The sequence below is a fragment of the Amycolatopsis coloradensis genome (genome assembly GCF_037997115.1).
In the GTDB taxonomy this organism is placed as follows: Bacteria; Actinomycetota; Actinomycetes; order Mycobacteriales; family Pseudonocardiaceae; genus Amycolatopsis; species Amycolatopsis coloradensis_A.
This window is the reverse complement of sequence record NZ_CP150484.1, coordinates 5,700,672-5,725,094: the sequence shown is the minus strand read 5'-3', so window position 1 is coordinate 5,725,094 and position 24,423 is coordinate 5,700,672. Positions and strand designations below refer to the sequence as shown.

The window sequence follows — 24,423 nt, the reverse complement described above, 5'->3', positions numbered from 1 at the left end:
TTCATAGCAGAATTTGCTATGAAAGCGTCCTTCATCGCAGTAGTGAGAGCGCCGGACCCGAACCTCGGTGGCGTGAGCCGGGCGAGAGCGATATGAAAGGGTCCTTCCTTGCAGAATTTGCAAGGAAGGACCCCTTCATGGCATCGGTCGAGCCTCGAGAAGCGTGGCTTCCGGAGCCGCCTTCCTGACACACGCGGAGAGCGGGAGACCTCAGCCCAGGAATTCCAGCACGGCCGCCTTGAACTCCGCGCTCCGCAGCGCCCCACCATGATCCCCGGGCACCCGCACGAGATCCGCCCCCGGCACCAGCTCCACCAACGTCTCGATGCCCTGGCTCACCGGATCCTCCACGCCCGCCACAAAGCGGGTGGGTACGGAGACAGCACCGGAAACCGGGGCGAAAGGCTCCGCCCGCAGGTCTTCGATGCACCGCACGAGCGCGGCCGGATTCCGCCCCGGCGCGGTGATCATCTGAGCGATCATCCCCGTCAGCGGATCCGACGGAGCCTTGCCGCCACCGGCGAAAGCCAGCGCGGCCGCGACATCGACGGCGCCGAAGGGCTCGAAAGGGCTCACGCCGGCTAGCACGAGCCGCCGGACGGGAGCCTGTGCGGGCAGTTCCCAGGCCAGCCGCGCACCCAGTGAATAGCCGACAACGTCCACTTCGGACAGTCTCGCGATCAGCCGGGTGAGTTCCGAAGTGATCGCGACGGCACCCAGCGATCCCGAGGGTGCCGGGCTGGAGCCGTGCGCGGGAAGGTCGGGTACGAGCACCTCGCGTCCCGCGGCGGTGAGCGCGGCCGGCCACCCGGTGGTGATCCAGTCGGTGTGCCCGTCGGAGGCGAATCCGTGCACCAGCAGCACGGGCGGTCCCGAGACGGTTTCGGGAGCGAATCGGCGCACGGCCAGGGAAGTGGTGGCAGACAATTGGATCCTTTCTCAGCTGCCGGAGGGGCGGCGGGTGCGCAGGCGCTGCATTTCGCTCAACGTCCGTGCGCGGGCGTCGACGGCGATCCGCAGCGACGACCCGATGAGGTTCAGCAGGAACACGCACACCATGATCGTCACGCCGGGGACGATCACCAGCCAGGGCGCCTGCACCAGGTACGACCGCCCTTCGGCGATCATGTTGCCCCAGGTCGGGGTCGGGGGAGCGATACCGAGACCGAGGAAACTCATCGCCCCGTCCACGAGCATGGCCGCCGCGGACAGGATCACGACCTGGACCAGCGCGAGCGGCAGCACGTTCGGGAACACGTGCACGACGAGGATCTTCCACCGGCTCATCCCCGAAACCCGGGCGGCGCCGATGTAGGCGCGACCGGCGATGCCGAGCACCCGGCTGCGGATGACCCTGGCGGTGAACGGCGTGAAGATCACGGTCAGCGCGATCAGCTCGGTCCAGATGCTCGCGCCGAGCGAGATCGCCAGCGCCATCGCGAGGATGATCGCCGGGAACGACATCCAGGCGTCCATCACCCGCATCAGCACCGCGTCGGCCGCCCGGAAGAACCCGCTGATCAGCCCGATCACCAGGCCGGTGAAGGCCGCGCACAGGGTGATCAGCGCGGACAGCCCGAGCGACGCCCGCCCGCCGGAGACCAGGCGGGCGAGCACGTCCCGGCCGAACGAGTCCGTGCCCAGGGGATGCGCCGCCGACGGTGGCAGCAGCCGGTTGACCGGATCGGTCGCGCTGACGCTCGGCAGGAAGAACGGCAGCACGATCACGGCCAGGACGATCACCGCCAGGATGGCCGTGGTGATCACCAGCATCCGGTTGCGCCGGAACACCTTGGCCGCGCGGCCGGGCGACGGCTTCTCGCGCACCGGCGACGTCTTTTCCACAAGAGCCACGCTCACGAGACACGCACCTTCGGGTCGAGCAGCGCGTACGACAGGTCCACCAGCAGGTTGACCAGCACGAACAGCACCGCGACGAACAGCGTCACACCCTGGATCAGCGGGAAGTCGCGAGTGGACACCGCGCCCATCAGCAGATGGCCCAGCCCCGGCACGACGAAGATGGACTCGATGATCACGATGCCGCCGACCAGCATGGCGAAGTTGCTGCCCAGCTGGGTGATCAGTGGCATCAGCGCGTTCGGCAGGACGTGCTTGGTCATGACCTGCCGCTCCGACAGCCCCTTCACCCGCGCGGTGCGCAGATACGCCAACGGCAGCTCACCGAGCAGGCTTTCGCGCAGGGTGAGCACGAACAACGCGGTCTGCCCGATGACCAGCACGGTCAGCGGCAGCACCAGTGCCGGCACGGCCGTCGCCGGGTCGGTGAACAGGTTCTCGTAGCCGCTGGAGGGGAACCAGCGCAGCGTCACCGAGAACACCAGCACGAGCATCAGCGAGATCCAGAAGTCCGGCATCGCCATCCCGAGCGCGGACAGCCGGTCCAGTGCGCGGGCCACCGGATTGCGCGGCGACACCGCCTGCCACGAGGTGATCGCGACCGAGAGGAAGAAGCTGATCACCGTCGACAACACGGCGAGGGTCAGCGTCGGCAGGATGTGGTCGGCGACCACGCCGAGTACCGGCGCGTGGTAGGTGATCGACGTGCCGAAGTCGCCGTGCAGGACGTTCCCGGCCCAGCTGAAGTACTGCTCCCAAAGTGTCCCGTTCAGCCCCATGCTCTCCCGCAGGGCGTCCACATCGGACGGTCGCGCGGTCGGGCCGAGGATGGCCTGCGCCGGGTCACCGGGGATCAGCCGGATGACGAAGAACATCATCGTCCCGACGATCACCAGGATGATCACCAGATCGCGCAGCCTGCGCAGCAGCAGACCGGTCATGACGCCAGCCAGGTGTTCCAGAAGACCCGGTAGAAGTCGCCGTAGCCCTTGAGCTTGGGGGAGTAGGCCGCGTACAGCTTCGACTGGCTCAGGGTGATCACCGACAGTTGCTTCCAGGTGAACGCCTGAAGCTTGTCCACCACCGCTTTCGCCTGCTCGGGTGTCGTCGAGGCGTTGAACTCGGCCATGAGGCCGTCCAGTTCGGGCGAAGACGAACCGTTCAGCGTGCCCAGGGTGAGCGCGGGCATCTGCGCGGGCGAGGTCAGTGCCGAGTCGAAGAACAGCGTGGTGATGTCCCAGCCGCCCGGTTCCTTCGTCAGCGTGCCGAGCATGGTGGCGAAGTCGAAGGTGTCGATCTTGGTGTTGATGCCGATCTTCGACAGGCTGTCCTGGATCAGCACGGCCCACTTGCCGAACTCCGGATACGAGTTGGTGGTGACGATCCGGATCGTGGCGCCGGCGGTGATGCCGACCTCGGCCAGCAGCCGCTTTGCCTTCTCCGGGTCGTGGGCCTTGTAGACCTCTTCACCCGCGGTGGAGTAGAACTGCTTGTTGTCCGGCGAGGCGAAGGCCCCGGTCTCGATGGTGAGGTCCTTGCTGCCGCCGGTGGCCGCGTTGATCGCGGGCTTGTCGAGCAGCAGGTTCAGCGCCTCGCGGGCGCGGGGATCGGCGAACTTCGAACCGGTGTTGAAGTTCGGGATCACCACGTTGTCGTTGCCGCCGGGCAGGTTGTGCACGACAACGGCCGGGTTGTTGCGCAGCGGCTCGTATTGGTCGTTCGTGGGCATGATGTGGTCCCACTGGCCGGTCTGGAGGCCGTTGATCAGCGCGTCCTGGTCGGAGACGACCTTGTAGGTCACGGTGTCCAGGTACGCGTGCTTGGCGCCCGCCTGTCCGCCCCAGTCCTCTTCGGCCCGGGACTTGTAGCCGGAGTACCGCTCCAGCACCAGTTCGCGGCCGATGTCCCAGCTCTTGAGCTTGTACGGCCCGGTCCCGATCGCCTTGTCCTGGGCGAACCCGGTCGGCGCGACACCGGTGAGGTTCTTCGCCTCGTAGATCTCCGTGCCCGCGCCGGCGAGTTCGTTGATCAGCGGGTAACGCGGCTTCTTGAGCTTGATGGTCACCGTCGCCGGATCGGTCGGCGTGATCGCGTCGATGTCCGGCGTGACCAGCTGGCCGGTGCGGTGCACCTGCTGCCACCGCTTCAGGCTCGCGACGACGTCCTCGGACGTCAGCGGGTTGCCGTCGTGGAAGGTGACGCCCTGGCGGAGCTTGAAGGTGTAGGTGAGCCTGTCCGGGCTCGTGGTGTAGTCCTCGACCAGCATGGGCCGGGCGGTGAAACCGCGGTCCACCTCGAACAGCTTCTCGTACATCATGTTGCCGATATGCGCGGTCACCTGGCCGGGATTCGCGACCATGTCGAGTGACTGCGGATCCGTGGGCACGGCGACGTTCAGGTTGCCGCCGGGCTTCGGCGGCCCGTCGGCGGCCCCACCACCCGCCTGGCCTCCCATGCACGAGCTGAGCAGCAGGACGGTCGCCAGGCCGAGCGCGGCCTTGGTCAGGGTTCGTCTCATGGGTTCCGCACTCCAGTGTGGGGGTGGGCGGGCAGTTCGGGATTCGCCGCGAGGAGACGGCGGGTGTACTCGTGCCGGGCGTGGAGCCGGATCTCGTCCGGTTCGCCGATTTCGATCAGTTCGCCCCGGTACATCACGCCGACGCGGTCGGCGACCGACAGCACCAGGCTGAGGTTGTGCGTGATGAACAGGAAGCTGAGCGCGCGGGTGCGCCCCAGTTCCAGCAGCAGGTTCATGACCTGGCCCTGCACCGAGACGTCGAGCGCGGAGGTGGGCTCGTCGGCGACGATGAGGTCGGGTTCGGCCGCGATCGCGCGCGCGATGGAGACGCGCTGCCGCTGCCCGCCGGAGAGCTGCGACGGCAGCTTCTTCGCGGTGTCGGAGGGGAGACCGACCTCGTCGATCAGTTCCGTGACGCGGCGGTCGAGTTCGGCACCGCGGAGGCCGGTGAGTTCCCGCAGTGGTTCGGCGATGATCCGGGCTGCGGTGTGCCGGGGATCGAGCGAGCTCTGCGGGTCTTGGAAGATGAGCTGCGCGCGGCGGCGGAACGCGCGCTCGTCGCCTTCGAGACCGGACGGCGTGCACCGGTGCTCTCCGAAGGCGATGGTGCCCGACGTCGGTGGCTCCAGCGCGCTCACCAGACGGCCGAGCGTGGTCTTGCCCGAACCGGATTCCCCGACCAGGCCGAAGAACTCGCCGGCCGCGATCTCCAGCGAGACGTCCTTGACCGCGTGCACCTCGGGTTCGCGGCTCAGCGAGAACCGGCCGCGTCGTCCGTACACTTTGGACACCGAATCGATGACGAGCACGGTGCCCTCGCCGGTGTCTCCGGTTTTCGCGCGGCTCAACGACCTGGTTTCGGTCGCGACCGCCGATTCGCCGTTCATCGCGGCTTCGAGCAGGGCTTCGGAGATGGTGGGGAAGCCGTCGCGCCTGCTGACCCCGAGTTGTGGAACGCAGCCGAGCAACGCCTTGGTGTAGGGATGTTTCGGCGAGTGCAGGATGTCCTCTGTGGACCCCAGCTCGACCAGCTCGCCGCGGTACATCACCGCGATCCGGTCCGCCACCTGCGCGGCCACGCCCATGTCGTGCGTGATGAAGACGCACGCCGTGCCGTGGTCGCGGCGGACCCGGTCGAACAGGGTGAGGATCTCCGCCTGCGTGGTGACGTCCAGCGCGGTGGTCGGCTCGTCGGCGATCAGCAGGCTCGGATCGGCCATCAGCGCCAGCGCGATCATCACGCGTTGCTGCATACCGCCCGACATCTGGTGCGGGTACAGGGAAAGCACCCGGTCGGTGTCGGCGAGGCCGACCTCCTTCAGCAGGCCGCGAGCCTTCGCCTCGGCCTCGCGATGCAGTGGCGTGCCCTTGCGTGCGGCCTGGCGTGGCAGGGAACCGGGCTTCCGGTAGGCTTCGATCAGCTGTTTGCCGACGCGCTGACTCGGGTTGAGTGAATCCAGTGCCTCCTGGAAGATCATGCCGATCCGCGGGCCGCGGTACGCGCGCATCTCGTCGGCGGAGAGCCGCGTGACGTCCACGCCGTCGACGGCGATCTCACCGCGGGTGAACACCGGCGCGACGAATTCCAGCAACCGGATGATCGACAAGGCCGTCACCGTTTTACCGCTGCCGGATTCACCGACCACGCAGAGTGTCCGGCCTTGGTCGAGGTCGAACGAAAGTTCGCGTACCAGTTCGCGTTCGGTTTCGTCGGCGATGACGCCGACGGTGAGTTCTCGTAATTCGAGCAGGGTCATGAATCCCCTTTCCCGAGCCCGCCCGAAGCGGACCGCACTGCCGGGGAACGGGCCTCCGGCGGGGGTAGTTCTACGCATGTTGACACTGGGCGGGTGCGCTGTCAATGGGTATATTCTACGAATGTAGGAAGTTGATATCCGGCGGGTTTTTCCTGGTGGTGGGCGAAAACTTGCACTGGATTCTTTTGTCTACGACTGTAGACTCTCGGCGGAAACGAGCTAAGGAGGGCACCCGTGAGCGGGTCGACCAAGACTGCCGGTCCCGAGCGGATCGTGGACATCGCCGTGGGGTACATGGCGGCCAAGCAACTCTTCGCGGCGAGCCGGATCGGCCTGTTCACCGCGCTCACCGGCGGGCCGCTGACGGCCGCGGAACTGGCGGAGAAGACCGGCAAACCGGAGAAGATCACCCGCATCCTCGGTGACGCCATGTCATCGCTCGGTCTGCTGTCCCGTGTGGACGGACGGTACGACCTGACCGCCGACGCCGCGGCTTACCTCGGCGGCGGAGACCTCGATCTGGCGCCGTTCTTGACGTTCCTCGACTCGATCAGCTACCCGCATTGGCTGCACTTCGGTCACACGGCCGACAGCGGTGAGCCCGGGAAGCTCGAGATGGACGACGCGCGCTGGGGCACCTTCATGGCGGGCGTCATGACGTATAACGCCCTGCACGCCAAGATGCTGGCCGTCGCCTACGATTTCGGCTCCCATCGAAAGGCGCTGGACCTCGGCGGGCTCTCCAGCGCGTTCGCTGTCGAAGCCATGAAGGCCAACGACGAACTGCACACGACGTTCGTCTTCGATCCCGGCTTCGCCGAGTCGGTCACCACCGCGGCCGCCGAGGCGGGGCTCGCGGACCGCACGACCGTCGTCGGGGCGGAGACGCCCACCGCGCGGCCCGAAGGCGAGTTCGACCTGGTGATGGTCAACCACGTCGTCCACCGGTTCGACGCGAAGCAGAACGCGGGGATCCTGCGCAACGCCCGCGCCGCCGCCGCGCCGGGAGCCACGTTGCTGCTGCTCGACTTCTTCCTCGACGACGACACCGTCCAGCGGCCGATCGACGCGCTGCACGCGGGGGAGTACCTGGTGATCGACGGGACGGTCGTCTATCCGGAGGCCGAAGTCCGTGGCTGGCTGGACGAGGCGGGCTGGCGGGTCACCGACCGGCTCGCGCTGCCGGGCAGCCCGCGGGTGCTCGTCGCGGAAGCGGTGTGACCGTGACCCTCGATCCCGCGGTCAAGGAACTGCTGGCCCGTAGCGCTCCGGAGGAGGCGCCGACCGGGCCCATGACGGCTCCCGAGTTGCGTGCCGCCTTCGCCGCTTCGTGGCGGCGCCCCGACTCGGTCGAAGAGGTCGCCTCGGTGACCGACCACGTCCTGCCGTCCGGTGTGCGGGTGCGGGTCTACCTGCCGGATGTCGCCGCGCCGGTGCCCGCGTTCGTCTGGATCCACGGCGGCGGGTGGACGATCGGCTCGATCGACGAGAACGAGGTCGCGTCGCGGGCGGTGTGCAACGCGGCGAAGGTCGCCGTCGTCGCGGTCGACTACCGGCTCGCGCCCGAGCATCCGTACCCGGCGGCCCCGGACGACTGCTACGCCGTCGTCGAATGGCTCGCCGCGGGCGGCGCGGGACCTCCGGTCGACGGGACGCGGATCGCGGTCGGAGGTGAAAGCGCGGGCGGCAACCTGTCGACGGTGGTCTCGATGATGTCCCGTGACCGCGGCGGCCCGCCGTTGGCCGCGCAGGTGCTGATCTGCCCGGTGTACGGCCATCCGGACGACGGATTCCGGTCCTATGTGGACTTCGCCGAGGGCTTCGGTATGACCGCCGGGGCCATGCGGTTCTTCTTCGAGCAGTACGTGTCGGATCCGGCGCAGCTGAACGACCCGTACCTGCTGCCGCTGCGCGCCGACGACCTGACCGGTCTGCCGCCGGCGCTGGTGCTCACGGCCGAGTACGACGTACTGCGGGACGAAGGGGAAGAGTTCGCGCGGCGGCTGACCGACGCGGGCACCCATGTCGAAATGACGCGGTACTCGGGGCAGATCCATGGGTTCTATGGGCTTCACACGGATCTCCCGGCCTCGCCGCGCTCCCATCGGCACGTGGCGAGCTTCCTGACGCGGGTGTTCGACCCACCGCATTTCGTCCTCTGAATGCGGTAGTTGGCGCTACGTACTACCGCATTCAGAGGACGAAATGCGGTAGTACGTGGCGTCAGGGGCGGGTGAGGCGCTCGAAGAACGACTCGAGGTGCTGCCGCTGCAGGGCGACCGTCGAGAACTCCCCGGCGACCAGGCTCATCACGTTCGCCCCGGCGTTGATCAGCACGACCTCGTCGACCAGCTGCTCGTCGGGCGTTTCGGTGACGATGTCGCCGTCTTCCCTGCCTTCGGTGAGATACCGGTGCAGCAGGCCCCGCCACGAGCGGATGTGTTCGAGGTACTTGTCCTGCAGTTTCGGATTGGTCAGCGAAAGCTGCCAGAAGGTGAGCAGGACGCGCCCCGCGGCGATGCGGTCCTCGTCGATGGGCATCGACGAGACGCACAGCTCGCGGAGCGCGGTCAGCCCGCGCAGCTCGTCCAGCTCCACGTACTCGCGCATCATGCCGAGCGCGCGTTCGTAGGTGGCCTGGATGATGTCTTCCTTGCTCGGGAAGTACAGCTTGAGCGCACCGTTGGCGAAGCCGGCGGCCGCGGCGATTTCGCGCATGGTGGCGGCCTCGATCCCGCCCTGGGTGATCAAATCCCAGGTGACGTCGACGATGTGGCTGCGCCGCTCGTCGTGGTCGATGATCTTCGGCATCGGCAGACCTCCCGCACTGGTTCTTCTACCAGTGTAGGAGATCAGGCCTGGTGATACACGCGGTGCCCGGCGAACCACGTTTGCGTCACCTTTGTCTTGACGAGCGCCGACGGGTCGGTTTTGAACGGGTCGCGGTCCAGGACGACGAAATCCGCCGACTTCCCGGGGGTCAGCGAGCCGGCGACGTCTCCCAGCCCCATGGCGCGGGCGGCGGCCAGCGTGAAGACCTCGATCGCCTCGGCCAGGGTGATCGCCTGCTCCGGCCACAGCGCGCCGGGGAAGGTGCCGGTCGGATCCTGGCGGGTGACGAGGCCGTGGATGCCTTCCCACGCGTTCGGCGACTCGCTGACCGGCCAGTCCGAACCGCCCGCGACCAGTGCGCCCTCGTCCAGCAGCGACCGGTTCGGCTGCATCCGCCCTGCCCGCTCGCCGGGCAGGACCTCGGCGATGGCCGCCGGGATGACGCCGGGGACCCACAGGAACGGCGAGATGTCCGCGGCGACCCCCAGCGCGGCGAAGCGGGGGAGGTCGTCGGGGTGCACGAACTGGCCATGCGCGACCTGGAACCGCGCTTCGGTGAAGCCCTCGGCGCGCACCTTTTCGACGGCGTCCAGCGTCGCGCGCACCGACGCGTCCCCGGTGCAGTGGACCTTGGCCGAGAGCCCCGCCGCGGCCGCGGTGCGCAACCAGCCGACGAGTTCTTCACCCGGCATGGTGGTGGCGCCGTGATGGCAGGCCCCGTGTGCGGCGTCCGGCAGGTACGGCTCCAGGAAGGCGGCGGTCCGTGTGGGCGGGACACCGTCGAGGAAGATCTTCACGAAGTCCGGCCGGTGATGCTCGCTCCGGTACTGGCCGGCCACCTCCAGCAACGGCGCCCCGATCGGGTCGAAGCCGAAGATCGGGTCGTTGATCAGCAGCGACGAAACGACCCACGCGCGCAGTTCACCCGCGTCGTCGAGCGACTTCAGCGCCCGCAGGATGTCGGCGGAGACACCGGCGTCCTGGAACGCGGTGACCCCGTACGAGTGCAGCGTTCCGATCCCGTGCCGCGACGCCGCGGCGTGCTGCTCCGCGGTGAGCGTCCGTGTCTCGCTGAGCGCCCGCTCGACCGCGACGCCCGCCGCTTCGAGCAGGACGCCGACCGGCTCCCCGGTCGAGGGGTCGCGGACGATCTCCCCGCCCGCCGGATCAGGCGTCGCGGCCGTGACACCCGCGAGCTCCAGAGCCCGGCTGCTCACCCAGCGGTTGTGCCTGCTGTCGTCCGACAGCATGACCGGGCGTCCGCCGGCGGCTTCGTCGAGGGCGTGCCGGGCCGAAGTCCGCGAAAGGGCGCTGACCAAAGTGGACGCCCAGGCGCCGCCGACCACCCACTCGTCCGGCCCGAGTCCGGCGGCCCTCGCGCGGACGGCCGCGAGGATGTCGGCCAGTCCGGCGTCGAGGCCGAAGTTCAGCTCGAAGAGGGCCGCGCGCCCGGCGAGGGCGTGGTGGTTGTGCACGTCGACCAGACCGGGCATCACGAACGCGCCTTCGAGGTCGACGACCTCGGTGTTCGGCCCGCGTTCGATATCCTCCAGGGACAGCACCTTGCCGTCCTTGATCGCCAGCGACGATGCCCATGGCCTCCCACTGTCCACTGTGTACACGGTGGCGTTGGTGAGGACGATGTCGGCGGTCAAGGCTCAGCTCCCTGCCGGGTCGTAGGCCTCGGGGTGCGCGGTGGTGCTCAGCAGCCTGCCGTGCGCGCCGAAGGTGAAGTGGGTCGGTGTGCTCCCGGTGGCGTCGAGTCCGAAAAGGACACCGTGTGAGCGCAGCCGCTTCGCGTCACGATGGTCGGCGACGGTCACCGAGGCGCACGGGATCACCTTCTCCCGCCAGGCGAAGACGTAGATACCCGGCCGCAGCTCGTAGACCGAGTTCTCATCGGTGTCCGCGAGCCCCCGCTCGGGACCGGCAAGGCACTGCCACGTGTACCAGTGCGGGCTGAGGTACACGTGCTCGTAGGCGTGTTCGGTGCTGTACACCCACAGCACCCGGCGCCCGACCAGCGACGTGGTCGGGGCGAGAGATTCCCCGGTCGGCTCGATGCCGCCGATCGTGGCGGCCACGAAGGACTGTGTGACGCGGGGCGAGGTGTCGCCGATCTTGCTCAGCACCAGGAGGGCGCGGCCGCGGCGCAGGTCCAGCAGCAGGGTGAACGCCTCGTCCTGCCGGGCCTGCGGATGGAACTGGACGTAGTACAGGTCGTCGTCGACCAGGAACGTCTCGCAGCGGTCGGTGCCCGTGCCGTGGTAGGTCCATTCGATCCGGGTACCGGAGAAGGCCGCGGTGAACGTGGTGCCGTCTTCGCAGGCGAGTTCGAACGAGCGGCCGTGCAGGTCGCCGACCGTGGGCGCCTTGTTCGCGTCGAAGCCGGGGGCCAGACCGTCGAGCGGCAGCCACGTGGACGTGTCGGACAGGGTCAGTTCGGGCATCGGTGCAGTCCTAGTGCTCGTGGGCGGAACAGTGATCGACGGCAGCGCCGGAAGGCAGATCGAGGGCCGGGTTTCGGTCCAGGAAGCCGTACGGGCGCAGGGAGAAACCGGAGTAGTCGACCGGCATGACCGGCCAGTCCTCCGGACGCGGGATGTGGGTCGGGCCGAACACGTGCCACAGCACGAGATCGGTGTCGACGAGGTCGCGGTCGGCGGCGGTCCAGGCGGGGAGACCCGCCCCGCCTGGATGCGCGTTCGGGCGATCGCCCGCCGGGAACCGTTCGTCCGCGCGGTACGGCGTCGCCCACAGGTGACGGGTGGCGAACGTCGCCCGCTGGTGGACGGTCGACCCCGGCTGCGCCATCAGGGTCGCGGACGGCCGGGGGACCAGCTGGTAGGCCGTCGGCGAGCCGAGCCGGTTGGTCCGCTCCGCGCTGCGGATCTCCCAGACACGCGCCTTGGCCGGATCCGCGAACCGCCGGGCCTCCTGTTCGGTCCGCAGCGGGGTTTCCTTCCAGGTGAACGCGTTCCCGTACGGGTTCTGCTCACCCATGGGGACGCGTTCGACGTCGACCTCGACGAGCGAGTTGCGTTCGCCGTCGATCGCCACGTCCAGCCGCGCGCAGAACAGGTGCTGGTGCACCGGCGCGAACAGGCCGGGCGCGATCTCGTTGGCGTGCGGGTGATCCGTGCCGGGGTGCGCGGCGCCGGCGAACACGATGCCGGTGGCCTTCGCCTCCAGTTCCACGGTGCCGTCGAGGTAGAAGTACCAGAAGAAGCCGTAGTCGTAGTTGCCGATGGTGGAGATCGACGAGATCACCAGCCGTCGCGAGCGGCGGACCTCGGCGCGGCCGTCGAGATCCGTGTGCTTCCAGAGGATCCCGTAGTCCTCCTCGTGCATGCAGATCGCGCGGGGGATCTCGACCGGATGGCCGTGGTCGTCGGCGACGAACGCGGGGAAGTAGTGGATGACGCCGAGGCAGTCGCAGCCCAGCCGCAGATCGTTGCCGTTCTTGCCGAGCAGGTACTCGCCCGCGTCGAAGTAGCTGATCCAGAACCGGCCGGGCGCGGTGTCGCCGTAGGGCACCACCATCTCCGGTACCGACGCGCGGTGCAGCACCGACCGGTCCTGGAAGCTGATCTGGTGCAGCGTCAGGCCTTCGCGGGCGTTGAAGCCGACGCGGAGTTGCCAGCCCTCCCAGGTGACGTCGTTGCCGTCGACGGTGAAGCTCGGCCCCTCCGGCTGGGTGATCTCGATCGGCTTGAGCGTGCTTCGGGCCGGGACGTCGCCGTAGCGGCCGTGCTCCGGCGGTACGGGCACGTCGCCCTCGTCCTCCACCCGGATGACGCGCTGCCCGGTCAGGTCGATGTGCACGATCAGGCCTTCGACCGGATGCGCCCACGGGCTGTCGGACGCGTCGTCGCGCAGGAACGTCAGCGAGCGGATGACCCGGCCGGTCTCGTCGGGCCTGCCGAAGAAGCCGGGGGCCAGGGGAGCGCAGAAGGCGTGCTCGATCCGGTCGCCGAGCCCGCGCCGCGCCATCGCGGCCTGCCATTCCGGTGACGCCTTGGTGATCGACGCGGCGAGGTCGTACTCCTCGAACAGGTACGCGGGCTGACCTTCGCCGCAGTCCTCGTTGGAGACCACTTCGCGCTTAGCCAGCGAGACGACCACGTCGCGCGCCTCGCCGGTCGCGGTGTCCAGCAGCGTGTACTGGACACGGCGGTCGGGGGCGGCGTCGCCCTTCTCGGGCTCCACCGGCAGCACGGCCGGGAACCGCGTGGTCGCGGCGAGCAGGCCTTCGGCGGCCAGGATCTCGCGGCCTGCGGTGAGGTCGTCGGCGGTCAGCGGGTCGAGTGGATGCGGCCTGGTCATGGTTCGCAGTCTTGCCGGTCCACCTCTCCCTGAAAAGGCCGTCATGCGGCTGCCGACAAGAAGGGTGCACTGACGGCCAACCTCCGTGAAAGGTCCGGACCGGAGGATGGCGGCATGGGTCTGGATCTCGCGGGCAAGGCCGTGCTGGTGACCGGCGCGGCATCCGGTATCGGCCTTGCCTGCGTCCAGGCCTTCCTCGCCGAGGGCGCGCGGGTCGGCGCCCTCGACCGGGCACCCGTCCCCACACTGGCCGACGGTCTCCTGGCGCTCCACGCCGACGTGACCGACGAGCCGTCGATGGCGGCCGCCGTCGATGCCGTGGCGAGCCGGTTCGGCGGACTCGACGTCGTGGTGGGCTGCGCGGGGATCTCCGGACCGGTGGGCACACCGGTCACCGAAACCTCGGCGGCGGATTTCGCCGCGCTCATGGCGATCAACGTCACCGGCCAGTTCCTGCTGGTCAAACACGCCGCGCCGTGGCTCACCGCGTCGGGTGGCTCGGTGGTGCTGCTGGCCAGCGACTCGGCGTTCACCAGCGCGCCCGGCATGGTCCCGTACTGCGCTTCGAAGGGCGCCGTGGTCGCGATGACCAGGGCTCTCGCCGTCGATCTTCCCGGTGTCCGGGTGAACTGCGTCTGCCCGTCGGTGGTCGACACCCCGATGGCGCGCGGCGATCTCGGCGACGTACTGGACGATCCCGCTTTCCCGGTGCAGGCTCCCGAAGAGGTCGCCTGGCAGGTGCTCCACCTCGCGTCCGCGCGTTCGCGGGCGGTCAACGGCCAGGCCGTGCTCGCCGACTTCGGCGTCTCCGCCCGTTCCGGTTTTCCCGCTTAGAAAGGACTCCGCAAGTGAAAAAGGTTGTCGCGATCACGGGTGGCGGTACCGGTATCGGCGCCGCGGTGGCCCGCCGGTACGCCGACGAAGGCGCCCAGGTGGTGGTGCTCGGACGGCGGCTCGAACCGCTGGAGAAGGTGGCCGCCGAAACCGGCGCGCACGTCATCTCGTGCGATGCCAGCGCTCGCGAAGCCGCCGAGAACGCCGCGGCGGAGATCGTCGGCAAGTTCGGCAGGCTGGACGTCGTGGTGGCCAACGCCGGCGGGCACGGGTTGTCCTCGGTGGTCGACACCGGCGACGAGGAATGGGAACTGGCGCTGCGCTCGAACCTGTCCAGCGCTTTCGTGTTCTGCCGGGCCACACTGCCCTCGCTGGTCGAAACCGGCGGTCAGGTGGTCATCGTGTCCTCGCTGGCGGGGTTGTTCGCCGGGCCGAACGTCGCCGGCTACACCGTCGCGAAGCACGCGCTGATCGGCCTGACGCGCTCGATCGCCCGCGATTACGGGCCGAAGGGCGTGCGCGCGAACGCGGTCTGCCCCGGCTGGGTGCGGACCCCGATGGCGGACGGCGAAATGGACCAGTTCGCCGAGGCGGCGGGCTTCGACGGCGGCCACGACGAGGGCTACCGGCGCGTCACCGCCGAGGTCCCGCTGCGCCGTCCCGCCGAACCGGAGGAGATCGCGTCGATCGTGCGGTTCCTGGGGTCTTCGGAGTCTTCGTACATCACCGGCGCGGTGATCGTGGCGGACGGCGGGGCGCACGCCGTCGATCTCCCGACGCTGGCCTTCGAACGGGCGGGGATGGGTTCTTAGACGGGTGCGGACTCCGTGAAGGCCTCCTTCCCTACCTTGAGAGTAGGGAAGGAGGNCGTGAAGGCCTCCTTCCCTACCTTGAGAGTAGGGAAGGAGGCCTTCACGGACTTCCGAACGGTCAGGATTCGCCGAGGTAGGCCGCGTGCAGAGTCCCCGGCGAGTCCAGCAGGCCCTGCGCGGAACCCGCATAGGTGACCCGCCCCGAAGAGACCACCAGCGCGTCGCTCGCCACCCCGAGGGCCAGATGCGTGAACTGCTCGACCAACAGGATCGCCGCGCCCTCCTCGGCGAACCGGGTCACCATCGGCAGCAGCCGCGTGAACACCACGGGCGCCAGGCCCAGTGACATCTCGTCGATCAGCAGGAACGACGGCCGCGCGGCGAACGCGCGGGCCAGCACCACCATCTGCTGTTCGCCGCCGCTGAGCAGCGCGGCCGGTGAATCGCGGCGCTTCTCCAGTTCCGGGAACAGCTCGAACAGTTCGTCGGCCCGCGCGCGGGTGCGCGCGGTCAGCATCAGGTTCTCCAGCACGGTCAGGCCGCCGAAGACCGCGCGCCCCTGCTCGATATGCGCCAGACCCCGCCGCGCACGGGAGACCCGCGACTGCTTCGTGATCTCGTCGGATCCGATGTGGACGGTTCCGGCCGAGGCGGGGACCACGCCGGAGACGGCCTCCAGCAGGCTGGTCTTGCCGGCGCCGTTCGGGCCGACGAGCGCCGTGATCCGCCCCGGCTCCAGAGTCAGGTCGACGTCCCGGATCACCGGTCCCGCACCGCGGGTGACCGTCAGCCCCGCTATCCGCAAAGCGTTCACAGCATCTCCGTTTCACCCATGTACGCCTTGAGCACGGCGGGATCGGCGAGCACTTCGGCCTGCGGACCGGAGGCCAGCACGCGGCCGAAGTCCAGGACGGTGATCGTGTCGCAGACCGAGCGCACCAGGTCGAGGTCGTGCTCGATGAGCAGCACCGACACCCCGAACCGCGCGGGGACCTGCCGCAGCCGTTCCCCGAAGGCGACGTGTTCCTCGTGCGGAAGTCCCGCGGCGGGCTCGTCGAGCAGCAGTACACGCGGCCGCGCCAGCAGATGCCCGACGACCTCGACCAGCCTGCGCGCGCCGACGTCCACTTGCGACAGCGGAGTGCGGGCGGCCGGGCAGCCGAAGAAGTCCAGCGCCTCGCCGATCTCGTCGGCGGTGAGCCGCCGCCTGGCGAGGAACTTGAGGTACGCCCCGACCGTCAGCCCCGGCGGGACGCGATCCTGCTGGAACGTCCGGCGCAACCCGGCGCGGGCCCGGTTCGACGGCGACCCGGTCAGCGGGCTGCCGCCGAGCTCCACCTGGCCCTCGGCGTTCGGCAGGAAGCCGCTGATCGCGTCGACCAGCGTCGACTTCCCCGCACCGTTCGGCCCGATGACGCCGAGCACCCCGTGTTCCGGGACCGATATGTCCACTGAGGACAGTGCGGCCACGTGGCCGAAGTTCACGCTCAGCCCGCGTACGGTGAGCACCGGTGGACCAGGTGAGACCGGTTCCACCGCGCTCGTCCCGGCCGCGAGATCGAGTTTCGCCGGTTCCTTCCTGGCGCGCCGGTACCACACCTGGCGCACCGTGGTGCCCAGGTTCCCGCCGCCGGCCAGCGCCTGGACCCCGAGCACGCCGAACACCACGAAACCCCAGTCCTGCGGGATTCCCCAGCGTTTCAGCAGTTCAGGCACCCCGACCCACAGCACCGCGCCGAACACGGCCATGTCGATCAGGTGCGCGCCCGACATGATCGCCAGCACGTACAGCGCCAGCGACTGGATCGCGGTGAAACTGGCCGGGAAGGCGAGCCCGACCTGCCCGGTGAGCAGGCCGCCGCTGATCCCGCCGAGGGTGGCGCTCACCGCGAACGCGGTCAGCTTCGACGTTCGCACGCTCGTCCCGGCGGCGGCCGTGCCGCGTTCGGAGAACGCCACCGCCTGCCAGGCGCTGCCCCAGCGCCCGCGGCGCAGGAAGTGCACGGCGAGGCAGCAGAGCACCAGCACCACGACGGCGAGCTGGAAGTAGGCCCGGTCGTCGGAGAAGGCGTCCGGCCGTTCGACCGAGATCCCGCCGGAGACGCCGGGGAACTGGAGCTGGACCAGCGCGAGGTCGGCCGCCGCGGCGAGCCCCAGCGTGACGACGGCGAGGTTGATCCCGCGCAGCCGCAGCGCCGGCAGTCCGACGAGCACTCCGACCACCCCGGCGGCGAGACCGCCGAGCACCAGCCAGGTGAGGAACCCGCCGGGCGCCTGCGCCTCGTTCAAGGCCGACACCGTCCAGGCGCCGACGGCGCCGAAGGTCAGCTGGCACAGGGAGATCATGCCCGCGCTGCCGGTGACCACGCCGAGCCCGAGCAGGGAGATCCCGGCGACGACGGCGCTCATGCCGAGGTAGACGAAGTACCCGTCGAGCCCGACGCTCAGGCCGTACCCCACGGCGATCGCCACGATGGCGACCGCGAACGGAATCCCGCGTTCAGCGAGCCGCATCCCACACCTCCTTGCGCTGCGACCAGAGCAGCAGCGCGACGATGACCGCGAACGGCAGGAAATACCGCACCACCGAAAGGCCGTCGACCTGCGCGGCCGCGCCCTGGATCAGGCCGAGGCCCAGCCCGCCCGCGACCGCGAGGTCGAGACGGCGGAATCCGCCGAGCAGGGCGGCCGCGGCCGCGGGGACCACGAGCATCGCCAGCGACGTCGCGTCGTTGGACTGCGACGGCGCCACGATCGAGATCACCAGCGTGCTGACCACCCCGGTGACCGCCCACACCGCGACACTGAGCCGTTTCGCCGGGATGCCCAGCAGCTCCGCCGTGGTCGGGCGTTCGGACAGCGCCCTGAGCCGGACCCCCGCCGGGGTCCGGCTCAGCACGATCCGGCTGGCCACCGCCACGAGGACGGCCAGCGCGACCGTGACCACGGTGACTTGGCTGATCACCACGCCGCCGACGGTGACCGCCGGACCGTCCAGGATCGGGTGGAACGGCTGTGGCTTGTTGCCGAACAGGATGAACGACAACGAGATCAGCAGGAGCAGCACCGCCACGGTGACCGCCGATCGGGTGCCGGTGTCCGCCTCGGCGAGCCAGGTGGACACGATCCAGCCGAGCAGCGCGCTCAGCAGCCCGCCGAGCACGATTCCTACCACCGTGGCCAGCCACGTCGGCAGTCCCGCGTGGACGGACAGGAACACCGCCACGTAGCAGCCGAACATCCCGGTGGCCGACTGGGCGAAGTTCACCACCCGTACCAGGCGCGACATCAGCGTCAGGCACACCGCCAACACCGCGTACAGTCCGCCGGCGGCCAAGCCTGCCAGCGCTCCCTGCAGCATGTTTCCTCCTGTGTGAGGGAGGCTCGTGAGTGATGAGTGTCGTTAGAACGACACTTATCACTCACGACCCCCGCCAGCCGTGTTCCCGTTACTTCTTGGGAATCCGCAGCCAGTCGTCGGCGGCGAGTTCCCATTTGTTGGTGCCGGAGGTGAGCTTGATCGGCCAGCCCGCGGTGTTGTCGTGGTGTGTCTGGCCGGGGCCGAAGACGTACGGTGTACCGACCATCGGGTCGGTGATCGGCTTCATCTCGCGCAGTGCCTTGGTCACCGATTCGCGGGTGATGTCACCTTGGATCCCGCGGATGACGTCGAGGAAGTACTTCGCCGCCAGGTAACCGCCCTGGCTGAACGAGGTCAGCGGGATGTTGTTCTTGGTCATCAGCTCGCGCCAGTCCTTGTTCTGCGGGCTGGTCGTGTCGGTGAACGGGTAGAACTCGGCGGGCACGTACACCCCGGCGCCGGCGTTGGTGATGGCCTTGGCGTAGTTCTCGCTGTAGACGCTGGTGAGCAGCAGCCACGTGACGTCGTTCCAGCCCTGCGCCGCGGCGGCCTTGAGTTGCCCGATGGAATCCGGCTCGACCGGGTTCACCGTGATCGCCTTGCACCCTGCGTTGCGCGCCTTGACGATGTAGGAGGTGTAGTCGGAACCGCCGTAGGGCACGGTCGCGTCGAGGTACCTGAGCTTCTTGCCGGTGATGGCCGACCACTCGTCGATCGCCGCCTGGTACGACGGCAGCGTGTTGCCCGCGATCTCCAGCAGCGCGCAGATGTCGTTCAGCTTCAGGGTTTCCGAGCCGTAGAGCAGGGTCAGCGTCATGTCGTGGTACGGGCCGACGTTGACCGGGGCGATGTTCGGGCTGGAGAAACAGGCCGGGTCCACGCCGATACCCTGCATGGACAGGATCTTCTGCTGTTCGTAGTACTTGTTGTTGATCTCGCACTCGATGAGGCTGGACGAACCGACGAGCGCCACCGCCTCGTCCCGGCCGACGACCTCGCGGGCCGCGGCGGCGGCTGCTGCCGGGTCACCCTTGTCGTCGAGGGCCTTGTACTGGATCTGTCTGCCGTTCACGCCGCCGCTCGCGTTGGCCGCGTCGAAGACCGCCTTGGCCGCCTGGGAGGCCTCGGGGAACGTGGCCGCGCCGCTCAGCGCGTTGACCGAACCGACCACGATCGGCCCGCTCGAACCGCTTTCGGAGCCGGCGCAGCCTGCTGTGGCGAGCAGGACCACGGCGGCGAGGGCGACGAGGCGCCGCGCGGGTTTCACCGGTTCTCCATGGCGTTCACGACGGGGACCGAGTCGACGATCTGCTCGAACGAAGTGACCTTGCCGTCGGCGAACTTCCACACGTGCGCGACGCGGGCGGTGAACGAGCGACCGGTCCCGCGGTGCTTGCCCTCGTAGGTCCCGATGCCGATCACCGCGTCACCGGCGTCGAAAAGGTCGCCGAGGGTGAAGGTGTAGCCGTCCCACTCCCTCGCGATCGCGCCGAAGACGTTGTCCCGTACTTCTCCGGGGCCGGTGTAGGTGCCGGCGTAGGGGAAACCGGCCGCCTCCGTCCAAGTGGTCCCGGGACCGAGCGGGGCCAGCATGCCCGCCAGATCGCCCCGGTCGCTCGCGGCGTAGTGCGCGGCGATGATGTCTAGATTGGACACTGAGGCTCCTTAGACCGGTTGCGCGTCGGGATAGTCGACGGCGCCGAGTGGGTAGATGTGCCCGCCCGCGCGGGAGTGTTCCGACCGGCCGTCGCCGGTCAGGCCGAGGAAGACGCCGGTGGTCTTCAGCGCGTAGCCGAGGTCGTGCAACCACACGCTGGCCACGGCGATGCGGAATTCGCGGAAACAGAACAGGTAGAGCCCGTCCTGGAACTTCCACACCGTCGACAAGTCCATGTCCCCGTGACCGCGCTGCACACCTTCGAGGCATTGCCAGGCATAGCGTTGCGAGGACACGTACACGTGCTCGTAGAGGTGTTCGGGGCTGTAGCGGTAGATGTTGCGCTTGCCGATCAGGTCGCGCGACGGACCCGGTACCTCGCCGGTCGGCGTGCCCGCGCCGGTCGTGCCGGACCAGAACGTCTGCGAGACACGGGGAACGCCTTCGACGTCCTCGGCGCCGATGACCGAGCGCACGGCGAGCGCGCGATGCGTCGTCGTGGAAAAGACGACGGTGAGCGCTTCACCTTCCACGCTGATGTGTGGGAGATTGACGAAGAAAACGTCTTCCCGGACGGCGACCGCGTCGTACGGATCCTTGATTCCGTTGCAGGTGACGGTTTCAGCGTCCTCGAATCGCAGCGCGAGCGTCTTTCCGTCGTCGAGGGTGACGGTGAGCTCGCGTCCCGACAGGTCCGCGTTCGGCAGGCGGTAGGTGGCTATTCCGGCGGCGAACTCGTCATAGGTGCGCCACTGTTCCTCGGGTGCTTCGGGCATGCGGTCATCGTCGAGGCGACCGCACCGGCGACGCCAGCTGTCACGCGCTGGGCGGCAACAACCGGTCGCTCACGGTCAAGCCGCGGCGCAGTTCGCTCGGCGAGCAGCCGAATTCCGTCTTGAACACCCGGCTGAAATGCGGCGCGTCGACGAAACCCCACTTCGCCGCGATGGCCGCGACGGGCCGGGAAAGGTGCACCGGGTCGAGCAATTCGCGGCGGCAGTGTTCGAGCCGCCGGGTGCGGATCCAGCCCGAGACGGTCGTGCCCTGTTCGTGGAAGAGGCCGTGCAGATGCCGGGTGGAGATGTAGTGCTCGGCCGCGATCTGCGCCGGGCCGAGGTCGGTGGAGGAGAGGTTCGAGTCGATGTAGGCGAGTACGCGGCGCATCAGCTCGTGGTGCGGCCCGGCGGTCGCGCGGGCGAGGTCCAGTTCGCTGGCGAACAGCGTGGCGAGCAGATCGACCGCCGTATGCGCGAGCCGGACGCCCGCCGGCCCGCCGAGCTGGTCGAGGTTGCTGCCGAGTTGCGCGAGGAAGGGCACCACCACGTTGCCCATGCCCCGCTTGCCCGACATGGGTACCGCGGTCAGCTGGCCGACCAGGTCGCGGGGGAGATCGATGAGCCGCTGCGGGAACATCACCACGAGCGTGCGGAAATCCTCCTCGAACGCCAAGGTGTACGGCCGGTGCGTGTCGTACAACGCCACGTCCCCGGGGCGCAGCATCGCCTCGCGGTCGTCCTGGACCAGGAGCCCGGTGCCGGACAGGATCAGGCTCAGCTTGTAGTAGTGCCTGTCCGCCCTGGCGATGAGCTCGGGCGTCCGTTCGACCACGTGCGCCGACGCGGTCACCTCGGTCAGCTGGACGTCGTCCGCGCCGCACGAGCGGATGCGACCGCGGAAGTGGTCCCGGTGCTCGCTCGTCACGTGCAGCGGCACGAAGGACTGCGACACCACCGTGCGGAAATCGGTGAAATCTCGCGCGACCGTGGTGGTGGTCGGGTCGGCGGTGGCGGTGGTCACGGGTCACCTCGCAGCATCGGGGGGTGAATTTCATATACGATAAGCGATACGATGCTGCCGGGCAATGATCGCGGCGAGGTCAGTCGGCGAGGCGGAACAGGAGGGTCCTCGGGTCCACGTCGACGGGTACCACCGTGCCCGTTTCGTAGCGGCCGACGTCTTCGGTGAGGACGCGCGCACTGAACGGAGTCACTCCCGGGCCGGTGACGACGAGGTCGACGTCGTCCGCGGGTGTGCTCACCTCGCCGACCCAGATCCGTTTCCTGGAAACGACTTCGGCGTTCGCGCGGACCCCGGACCGGTCGAGCCCGCGGTGGGCCTCGCGAGCCTTGGCGTTCTGCCTGAGGTGTGAGCCGACGGTGCCCAGCCCGCCGAGCGTGAACACGACGCCCATGGCGATGACCACGAAGCGGTCGTCGTCGCCGGGTTCGAAGTAGCTGCTGATCCAGAGCAGGCCCGGGCCGATCAGGACCAGGATGGTCATGAAGAAGCCCAGGAGGCATCCGCCGACGGTGAAGGCAGGCAGCTCCGGTGCTTCCTTGCCCTCGCGGTCCGTCTCCACGGGCGTGAGGTTACTGGCCGGTTTCCGTCGGTGGTCCGGTAAAAATGCCCGCTTGCCGCCTGCGTCGAGACGGGCCCGTGGTCGGTCGATCACTCGCGAGCGAACCTTGCCGTCCTTTGTGGACGCCCGGCCGTCACCGGTCGGGCAAGGTGAGACAAAGGGCGTCCAGTGCGGCACCGAAGGCGTGTTCGGAGGGGGTGCCGTACCCGATGACCAAACCCTCGCGCCGGGGCATCGCGCTGTCCGGATGCGGATAAGCGGCGAGGCCGTCGAGAGCGAGCCCCTGACGCCGTGCGGCGCGCAGTGCGGCTTCCTCGGTACCTGCGGGCAGTTCGAGCACGGCGTGCAGCCCCGCGGCGATTCCGCTGACCGTGATGTGCGGGGCGCGTTCGGCGAGGGTGGTCGTGAGCAGGTCGCGACGGTGCCGGTAGACCTTCCGCATCCGGCGCAGATGCCGGTCGTAGGCGCCGCAGGTGATGAAGTCGGCGAGGGTGAGCTGATCGACGACGCCCGACCAGATCTCCCGCGGTCCCTTGGCGGCGACGACCTCGTCCGCCAACCAGCCGGGTACGGCCAGCCAGCCGAGCCGGAGCGCGGGGGAGAGGCTCTTGCTCGCCGAACCGAAATAGACGACGTGATCGGGGTCGAGACCTTGTACGGCGCCGACCGGCTCGCGGTCGTAGCGGAACTCGCCGTCGTAATCGTCTTCGAGGAGCAGGCCGCCGGTCGCGCGCGCCCAGTCGATGACCGCGGCCCGGCGCTCCGGACGCAGAGCGCCTCCCATCGGGTACTGGTGGGCGGGTGTCAGCAGGACGGCGTCCGCGCCGGTGCCGTCGAGTTCCTCGACGCGTGCTCCGTGGGCGTCCACCGTCAACGGCACCGTTTTCAGCCCGGCCTCTTCGAGCAGCGAGCGGTGGAACTCGAGTCCGTAGGACTCCACGGCGACAGGGCCGCGCAGGACCCGGCGCAGCAGGGTCAGCCCGTGCGCGAATCCGGAGCAGACCACGAGCCGGTCCGGTTCCGTGCGTACCCCTCTGGTCCGCGCCAGATACTCCACCAGAGCCGCGCGCAACTCCGGCCTGCCGCGAGGATCACCGGCGCCGAAGGCCTCGTTGGGAGCGGTCGCGAGCGCCCGCCGGGCCGAAGCCGCCCAGGCCGAGCGTGGGAAGGCGGAGGCGTCCGGGGAACTGGGCATCAGGTCGTGGACGACGCGCCGTGAGGCCGGGCGCGCCGGTCCCCGTGAGCGGCCGGGTTCCAGCGGCGTGGCGCGATGCGCGACGCGCGTGCCCGACCCTTGGCGGGTGATGAGCCAGCCTTCTTCCGCCAGCTCCGCGTACGCGTCGGCGACGGTGTTGCGGGCGATGCCCAGGTCGGCGGCGAGGGCGCGATAGGGCGGCAGTCGGGTGCCGGGCGCGAGCCGGTCGGACCGGATCGCTTCACGCAAGGCCCGCATCAGCCGGAACCGCACGCTCCCGCTGCCGGCGAGCTCCAGATGCAGATCGCTGCCCCGGTCCATCATGACGCCGCGAGCCGACGGGAATTGACCCATGAAATCTCCACGAGAATGCACCATACCGTGGGTCACTGGCACTCCTAGTGTCCTTGGCATGACCACAGTGCACATTCCCGAGCGGATGGATTTCTCCCGCGTCGCCCCGCGAGTCTTCAAAGCCGTGCTGGCCCTGGACGCCGCGGCCCGCGCCGGTCTGGATCCGGTCCTCCTCGAACTCGTGCAGATCCGCGCGTCCCAGCTCAACAGGTGCGCGTACTGCATCGACTACCACACCAGCGACGCGCGCAAGGCGGGCGAAACCGAAGAGCGCGTCAACCAGCTGAACGCGTGGGAAGAGTCAAGCCTCTACACCGCGAAGGAGCGGGCGGCGCTCGCTCTCACCGAAGCCGTGACCCTGCTGCCACAAGGGGTTTCGGACGCGGTGTACGACCAGGCGGCTCTGCACTTCGAGGACGCGGAGCTCGCCCAGCTCATCGCGCTGATCTTCACGGTCAACGCCTGGAACCGGATGAACGTGACCACTCGCAAGACGCCAGGCACCGAATAACCGCTCCCCGCACACCAAGGGCGATGGCCGCTCGCGCGCGGCGACGC

23 protein-coding genes are annotated in these 24,423 nt (G+C 69.0%); 5 read left to right on the top strand and 18 right to left on the bottom strand.

Annotated features, from left to right (window positions below):
- Positions 1–210 precede the first annotated feature (210 nt).
- The 5 genes from LCL61_RS26835 to LCL61_RS26815 all read right to left on the bottom strand — a co-directional run bounded on the left by LCL61_RS26835 (position 211) and on the right by LCL61_RS26815 (position 6,135).
- Complete coding sequence (locus tag LCL61_RS26835) at positions 211–864, bottom strand: alpha/beta fold hydrolase (RefSeq protein WP_340688686.1); 654 nt, start codon at positions 862–864, stop codon at positions 211–213.
- Between the two features lie 75 nt (positions 865–939).
- Positions 940–1,860, bottom strand: coding sequence for an ABC transporter permease (locus LCL61_RS26830; RefSeq protein ID WP_340682282.1), 921 nt, complete (start codon positions 1,858–1,860; stop codon positions 940–942).
- Entirely contained in the window at positions 1,857–2,801 is a 945-nt protein-coding gene (locus LCL61_RS26825; protein WP_073842625.1) for an ABC transporter permease, read from the bottom strand. The genes LCL61_RS26830 and LCL61_RS26825 overlap by 4 nt, the downstream gene beginning before the upstream one ends.
- The gene (locus LCL61_RS26820) at positions 2,798–4,378 is read right to left on the bottom strand and encodes an ABC transporter substrate-binding protein (protein ID WP_340682281.1); all 1,581 of its coding nucleotides are present in this window, start codon (positions 4,376–4,378) and stop codon (positions 2,798–2,800) included. The genes LCL61_RS26825 and LCL61_RS26820 overlap by 4 nt, the downstream gene beginning before the upstream one ends.
- Positions 4,375–6,135: an ABC transporter ATP-binding protein gene (locus tag LCL61_RS26815; RefSeq protein WP_340682280.1), complete on the bottom strand. Its 1,761-nt coding sequence runs from the start codon at positions 6,133–6,135 to the stop codon at positions 4,375–4,377. Before LCL61_RS26815 ends, LCL61_RS26820 begins: the two co-directional genes overlap by 4 nt.
- Positions 6,136–6,369: 234 nt before the next feature.
- Between LCL61_RS26815 and LCL61_RS26810 the strand changes: the two genes are divergently transcribed.
- Positions 6,370–7,356: a methyltransferase family protein gene (locus tag LCL61_RS26810; protein WP_340682279.1), complete on the top strand. Its 987-nt coding sequence runs from the start codon at positions 6,370–6,372 to the stop codon at positions 7,354–7,356.
- A complete protein-coding gene (locus LCL61_RS26805) occupies positions 7,353–8,297 on the top strand; it encodes an alpha/beta hydrolase (RefSeq protein ID WP_340682278.1) in 945 nt (314 codons plus the stop codon). Before LCL61_RS26810 ends, LCL61_RS26805 begins: the two co-directional genes overlap by 4 nt.
- 61 nt (positions 8,298–8,358) lie before the next feature.
- Here the strand turns inward: LCL61_RS26805 and LCL61_RS26800 are convergent, their stop codons facing one another.
- Genes LCL61_RS26800 through LCL61_RS26785 form a run of 4 tightly spaced genes read right to left on the bottom strand, consistent with a single transcriptional unit; the run spans position 8,359 to position 13,293 of the window.
- The gene (locus LCL61_RS26800; protein WP_126732189.1) at positions 8,359–8,946 is read right to left on the bottom strand and encodes a TetR/AcrR family transcriptional regulator; all 588 of its coding nucleotides are present in this window, start codon (positions 8,944–8,946) and stop codon (positions 8,359–8,361) included.
- Positions 8,947–8,987: 41 nt separating this feature from the next.
- Positions 8,988–10,622 carry an amidohydrolase gene (locus LCL61_RS26795; protein WP_340682277.1) on the bottom strand — a complete coding sequence of 545 codons (1,635 nt, stop codon included), beginning with the start codon at positions 10,620–10,622 and terminating at the stop codon, positions 8,988–8,990.
- Between the two features lie 3 nt (positions 10,623–10,625).
- Positions 10,626–11,417, bottom strand: a complete 792-nt coding sequence (locus LCL61_RS26790) for a molybdenum cofactor biosynthesis F family protein (protein ID WP_340682276.1) — start codon at positions 11,415–11,417, stop codon at positions 10,626–10,628.
- 10 nt (positions 11,418–11,427) lie between these two features.
- Positions 11,428–13,293 carry a primary-amine oxidase gene (locus LCL61_RS26785; protein ID WP_340682275.1) on the bottom strand — a complete coding sequence of 622 codons (1,866 nt, stop codon included), beginning with the start codon at positions 13,291–13,293 and terminating at the stop codon, positions 11,428–11,430.
- 114 nt (positions 13,294–13,407) lie between these two features.
- Between LCL61_RS26785 and LCL61_RS26780 the strand changes: the two genes are divergently transcribed.
- Positions 13,408–14,127 (top strand): SDR family oxidoreductase, encoded by a 720-nt coding sequence (locus LCL61_RS26780; protein ID WP_340682274.1) that lies wholly within the window; start codon positions 13,408–13,410, stop codon positions 14,125–14,127.
- Between the two features lie 14 nt (positions 14,128–14,141).
- Positions 14,142–14,939, top strand: coding sequence for an SDR family oxidoreductase (locus LCL61_RS26775; protein ID WP_340682273.1), 798 nt, complete (start codon positions 14,142–14,144; stop codon positions 14,937–14,939).
- 118 nt (positions 14,940–15,057) lie between these two features.
- On the opposite strand, the gene LCL61_RS26770 is transcribed toward LCL61_RS26775, so the two are convergent.
- The 9 genes from LCL61_RS26770 to LCL61_RS26730 form a co-directional block, all read right to left on the bottom strand.
- Positions 15,058–15,753: an ABC transporter ATP-binding protein gene (locus LCL61_RS26770; protein ID WP_340682272.1), complete on the bottom strand. Its 696-nt coding sequence runs from the start codon at positions 15,751–15,753 to the stop codon at positions 15,058–15,060.
- Positions 15,750–17,453 (bottom strand): ABC transporter permease subunit, encoded by a 1,704-nt coding sequence (locus tag LCL61_RS26765; protein WP_340682271.1) that lies wholly within the window; start codon positions 17,451–17,453, stop codon positions 15,750–15,752. The genes LCL61_RS26770 and LCL61_RS26765 overlap by 4 nt, the downstream gene beginning before the upstream one ends.
- Entirely contained in the window at positions 17,440–18,300 is an 861-nt protein-coding gene (locus tag LCL61_RS26760; protein ID WP_340682270.1) for an ABC transporter permease subunit, read from the bottom strand. The genes LCL61_RS26765 and LCL61_RS26760 overlap by 14 nt, the downstream gene beginning before the upstream one ends.
- A gap of 88 nt (positions 18,301–18,388) precedes the next feature.
- Positions 18,389–19,567, bottom strand: a complete 1,179-nt coding sequence (locus LCL61_RS26755; RefSeq protein ID WP_340682269.1) for an ABC transporter substrate-binding protein — start codon at positions 19,565–19,567, stop codon at positions 18,389–18,391.
- Positions 19,564–19,956, bottom strand: coding sequence for a nuclear transport factor 2 family protein (locus tag LCL61_RS26750; RefSeq protein WP_340682268.1), 393 nt, complete (start codon positions 19,954–19,956; stop codon positions 19,564–19,566). Before LCL61_RS26750 ends, LCL61_RS26755 begins: the two co-directional genes overlap by 4 nt.
- A 9-nt stretch (positions 19,957–19,965) precedes the next feature.
- Complete coding sequence (locus tag LCL61_RS26745) at positions 19,966–20,733, bottom strand: MoaF C-terminal domain-containing protein (protein ID WP_340682267.1); 768 nt, start codon at positions 20,731–20,733, stop codon at positions 19,966–19,968.
- A 40-nt stretch (positions 20,734–20,773) separates the two neighbouring features.
- Positions 20,774–21,754, bottom strand: coding sequence for a helix-turn-helix domain-containing protein (locus tag LCL61_RS26740; protein WP_340682266.1), 981 nt, complete (start codon positions 21,752–21,754; stop codon positions 20,774–20,776).
- A gap of 79 nt (positions 21,755–21,833) precedes the next feature.
- A complete protein-coding gene (locus tag LCL61_RS26735; protein WP_340682265.1) occupies positions 21,834–22,316 on the bottom strand; it encodes a hypothetical protein in 483 nt (160 codons plus the stop codon).
- A 133-nt stretch (positions 22,317–22,449) separates the two neighbouring features.
- On the bottom strand, positions 22,450–23,865 hold the full coding sequence (locus LCL61_RS26730; RefSeq protein ID WP_340682264.1) for a PLP-dependent aminotransferase family protein: 1,416 nt from the start codon (positions 23,863–23,865) through the stop codon (positions 22,450–22,452).
- Between the two features lie 58 nt (positions 23,866–23,923).
- Here LCL61_RS26730 and LCL61_RS26725 point away from each other — a divergent pair, with 58 nt between their 5' ends.
- Entirely contained in the window at positions 23,924–24,376 is a 453-nt protein-coding gene (locus tag LCL61_RS26725; RefSeq protein WP_340682263.1) for a carboxymuconolactone decarboxylase family protein, read from the top strand.
- Positions 24,377–24,423: the final 47 nt, after the last annotated feature.

Bases quoted from the DNA above. Each gene is read 5' to 3' on its own strand.
- LCL61_RS26800 (WP_126732189.1), bottom strand. From the start codon at position 8,946: ATGCCGAAGATCATCGACCACGACGAGCGGCGCAGCCACATCGTCGAC.
- LCL61_RS26825 (WP_073842625.1), bottom strand. From the start codon at position 2,801: ATGACCGGTCTGCTGCTGCGCAGGCTGCGCGATCTGGTGATCATCCTG.
- LCL61_RS26790 (WP_340682276.1), bottom strand. From the start codon at position 11,417: ATGCCCGAACTGACCCTGTCCGACACGTCCACGTGGCTGCCGCTCGAC.
- LCL61_RS26745 (WP_340682267.1), bottom strand. From the start codon at position 20,733: ATGCCCGAAGCACCCGAGGAACAGTGGCGCACCTATGACGAGTTCGCC.
- LCL61_RS26730 (WP_340682264.1), bottom strand. From the start codon at position 23,865: ATGGGTCAATTCCCGTCGGCTCGCGGCGTCATGATGGACCGGGGCAGC.
- LCL61_RS26785 (WP_340682275.1), bottom strand. From the start codon at position 13,293: ATGACCAGGCCGCATCCACTCGACCCGCTGACCGCCGACGACCTCACC.
- LCL61_RS26820 (WP_340682281.1), bottom strand. From the start codon at position 4,378: ATGAGACGAACCCTGACCAAGGCCGCGCTCGGCCTGGCGACCGTCCTG.
- LCL61_RS26780 (WP_340682274.1), top strand. From the start codon at position 13,408: ATGGGTCTGGATCTCGCGGGCAAGGCCGTGCTGGTGACCGGCGCGGCA.
- LCL61_RS26725 (WP_340682263.1), top strand. From the start codon at position 23,924: ATGACCACAGTGCACATTCCCGAGCGGATGGATTTCTCCCGCGTCGCC.
- LCL61_RS26815 (WP_340682280.1), bottom strand. From the start codon at position 6,135: ATGACCCTGCTCGAATTACGAGAACTCACCGTCGGCGTCATCGCCGAC.
- LCL61_RS26765 (WP_340682271.1), bottom strand. From the start codon at position 17,453: ATGCGGCTCGCTGAACGCGGGATTCCGTTCGCGGTCGCCATCGTGGCG.
- LCL61_RS26760 (WP_340682270.1), bottom strand. From the start codon at position 18,300: ATGCTGCAGGGAGCGCTGGCAGGCTTGGCCGCCGGCGGACTGTACGCG.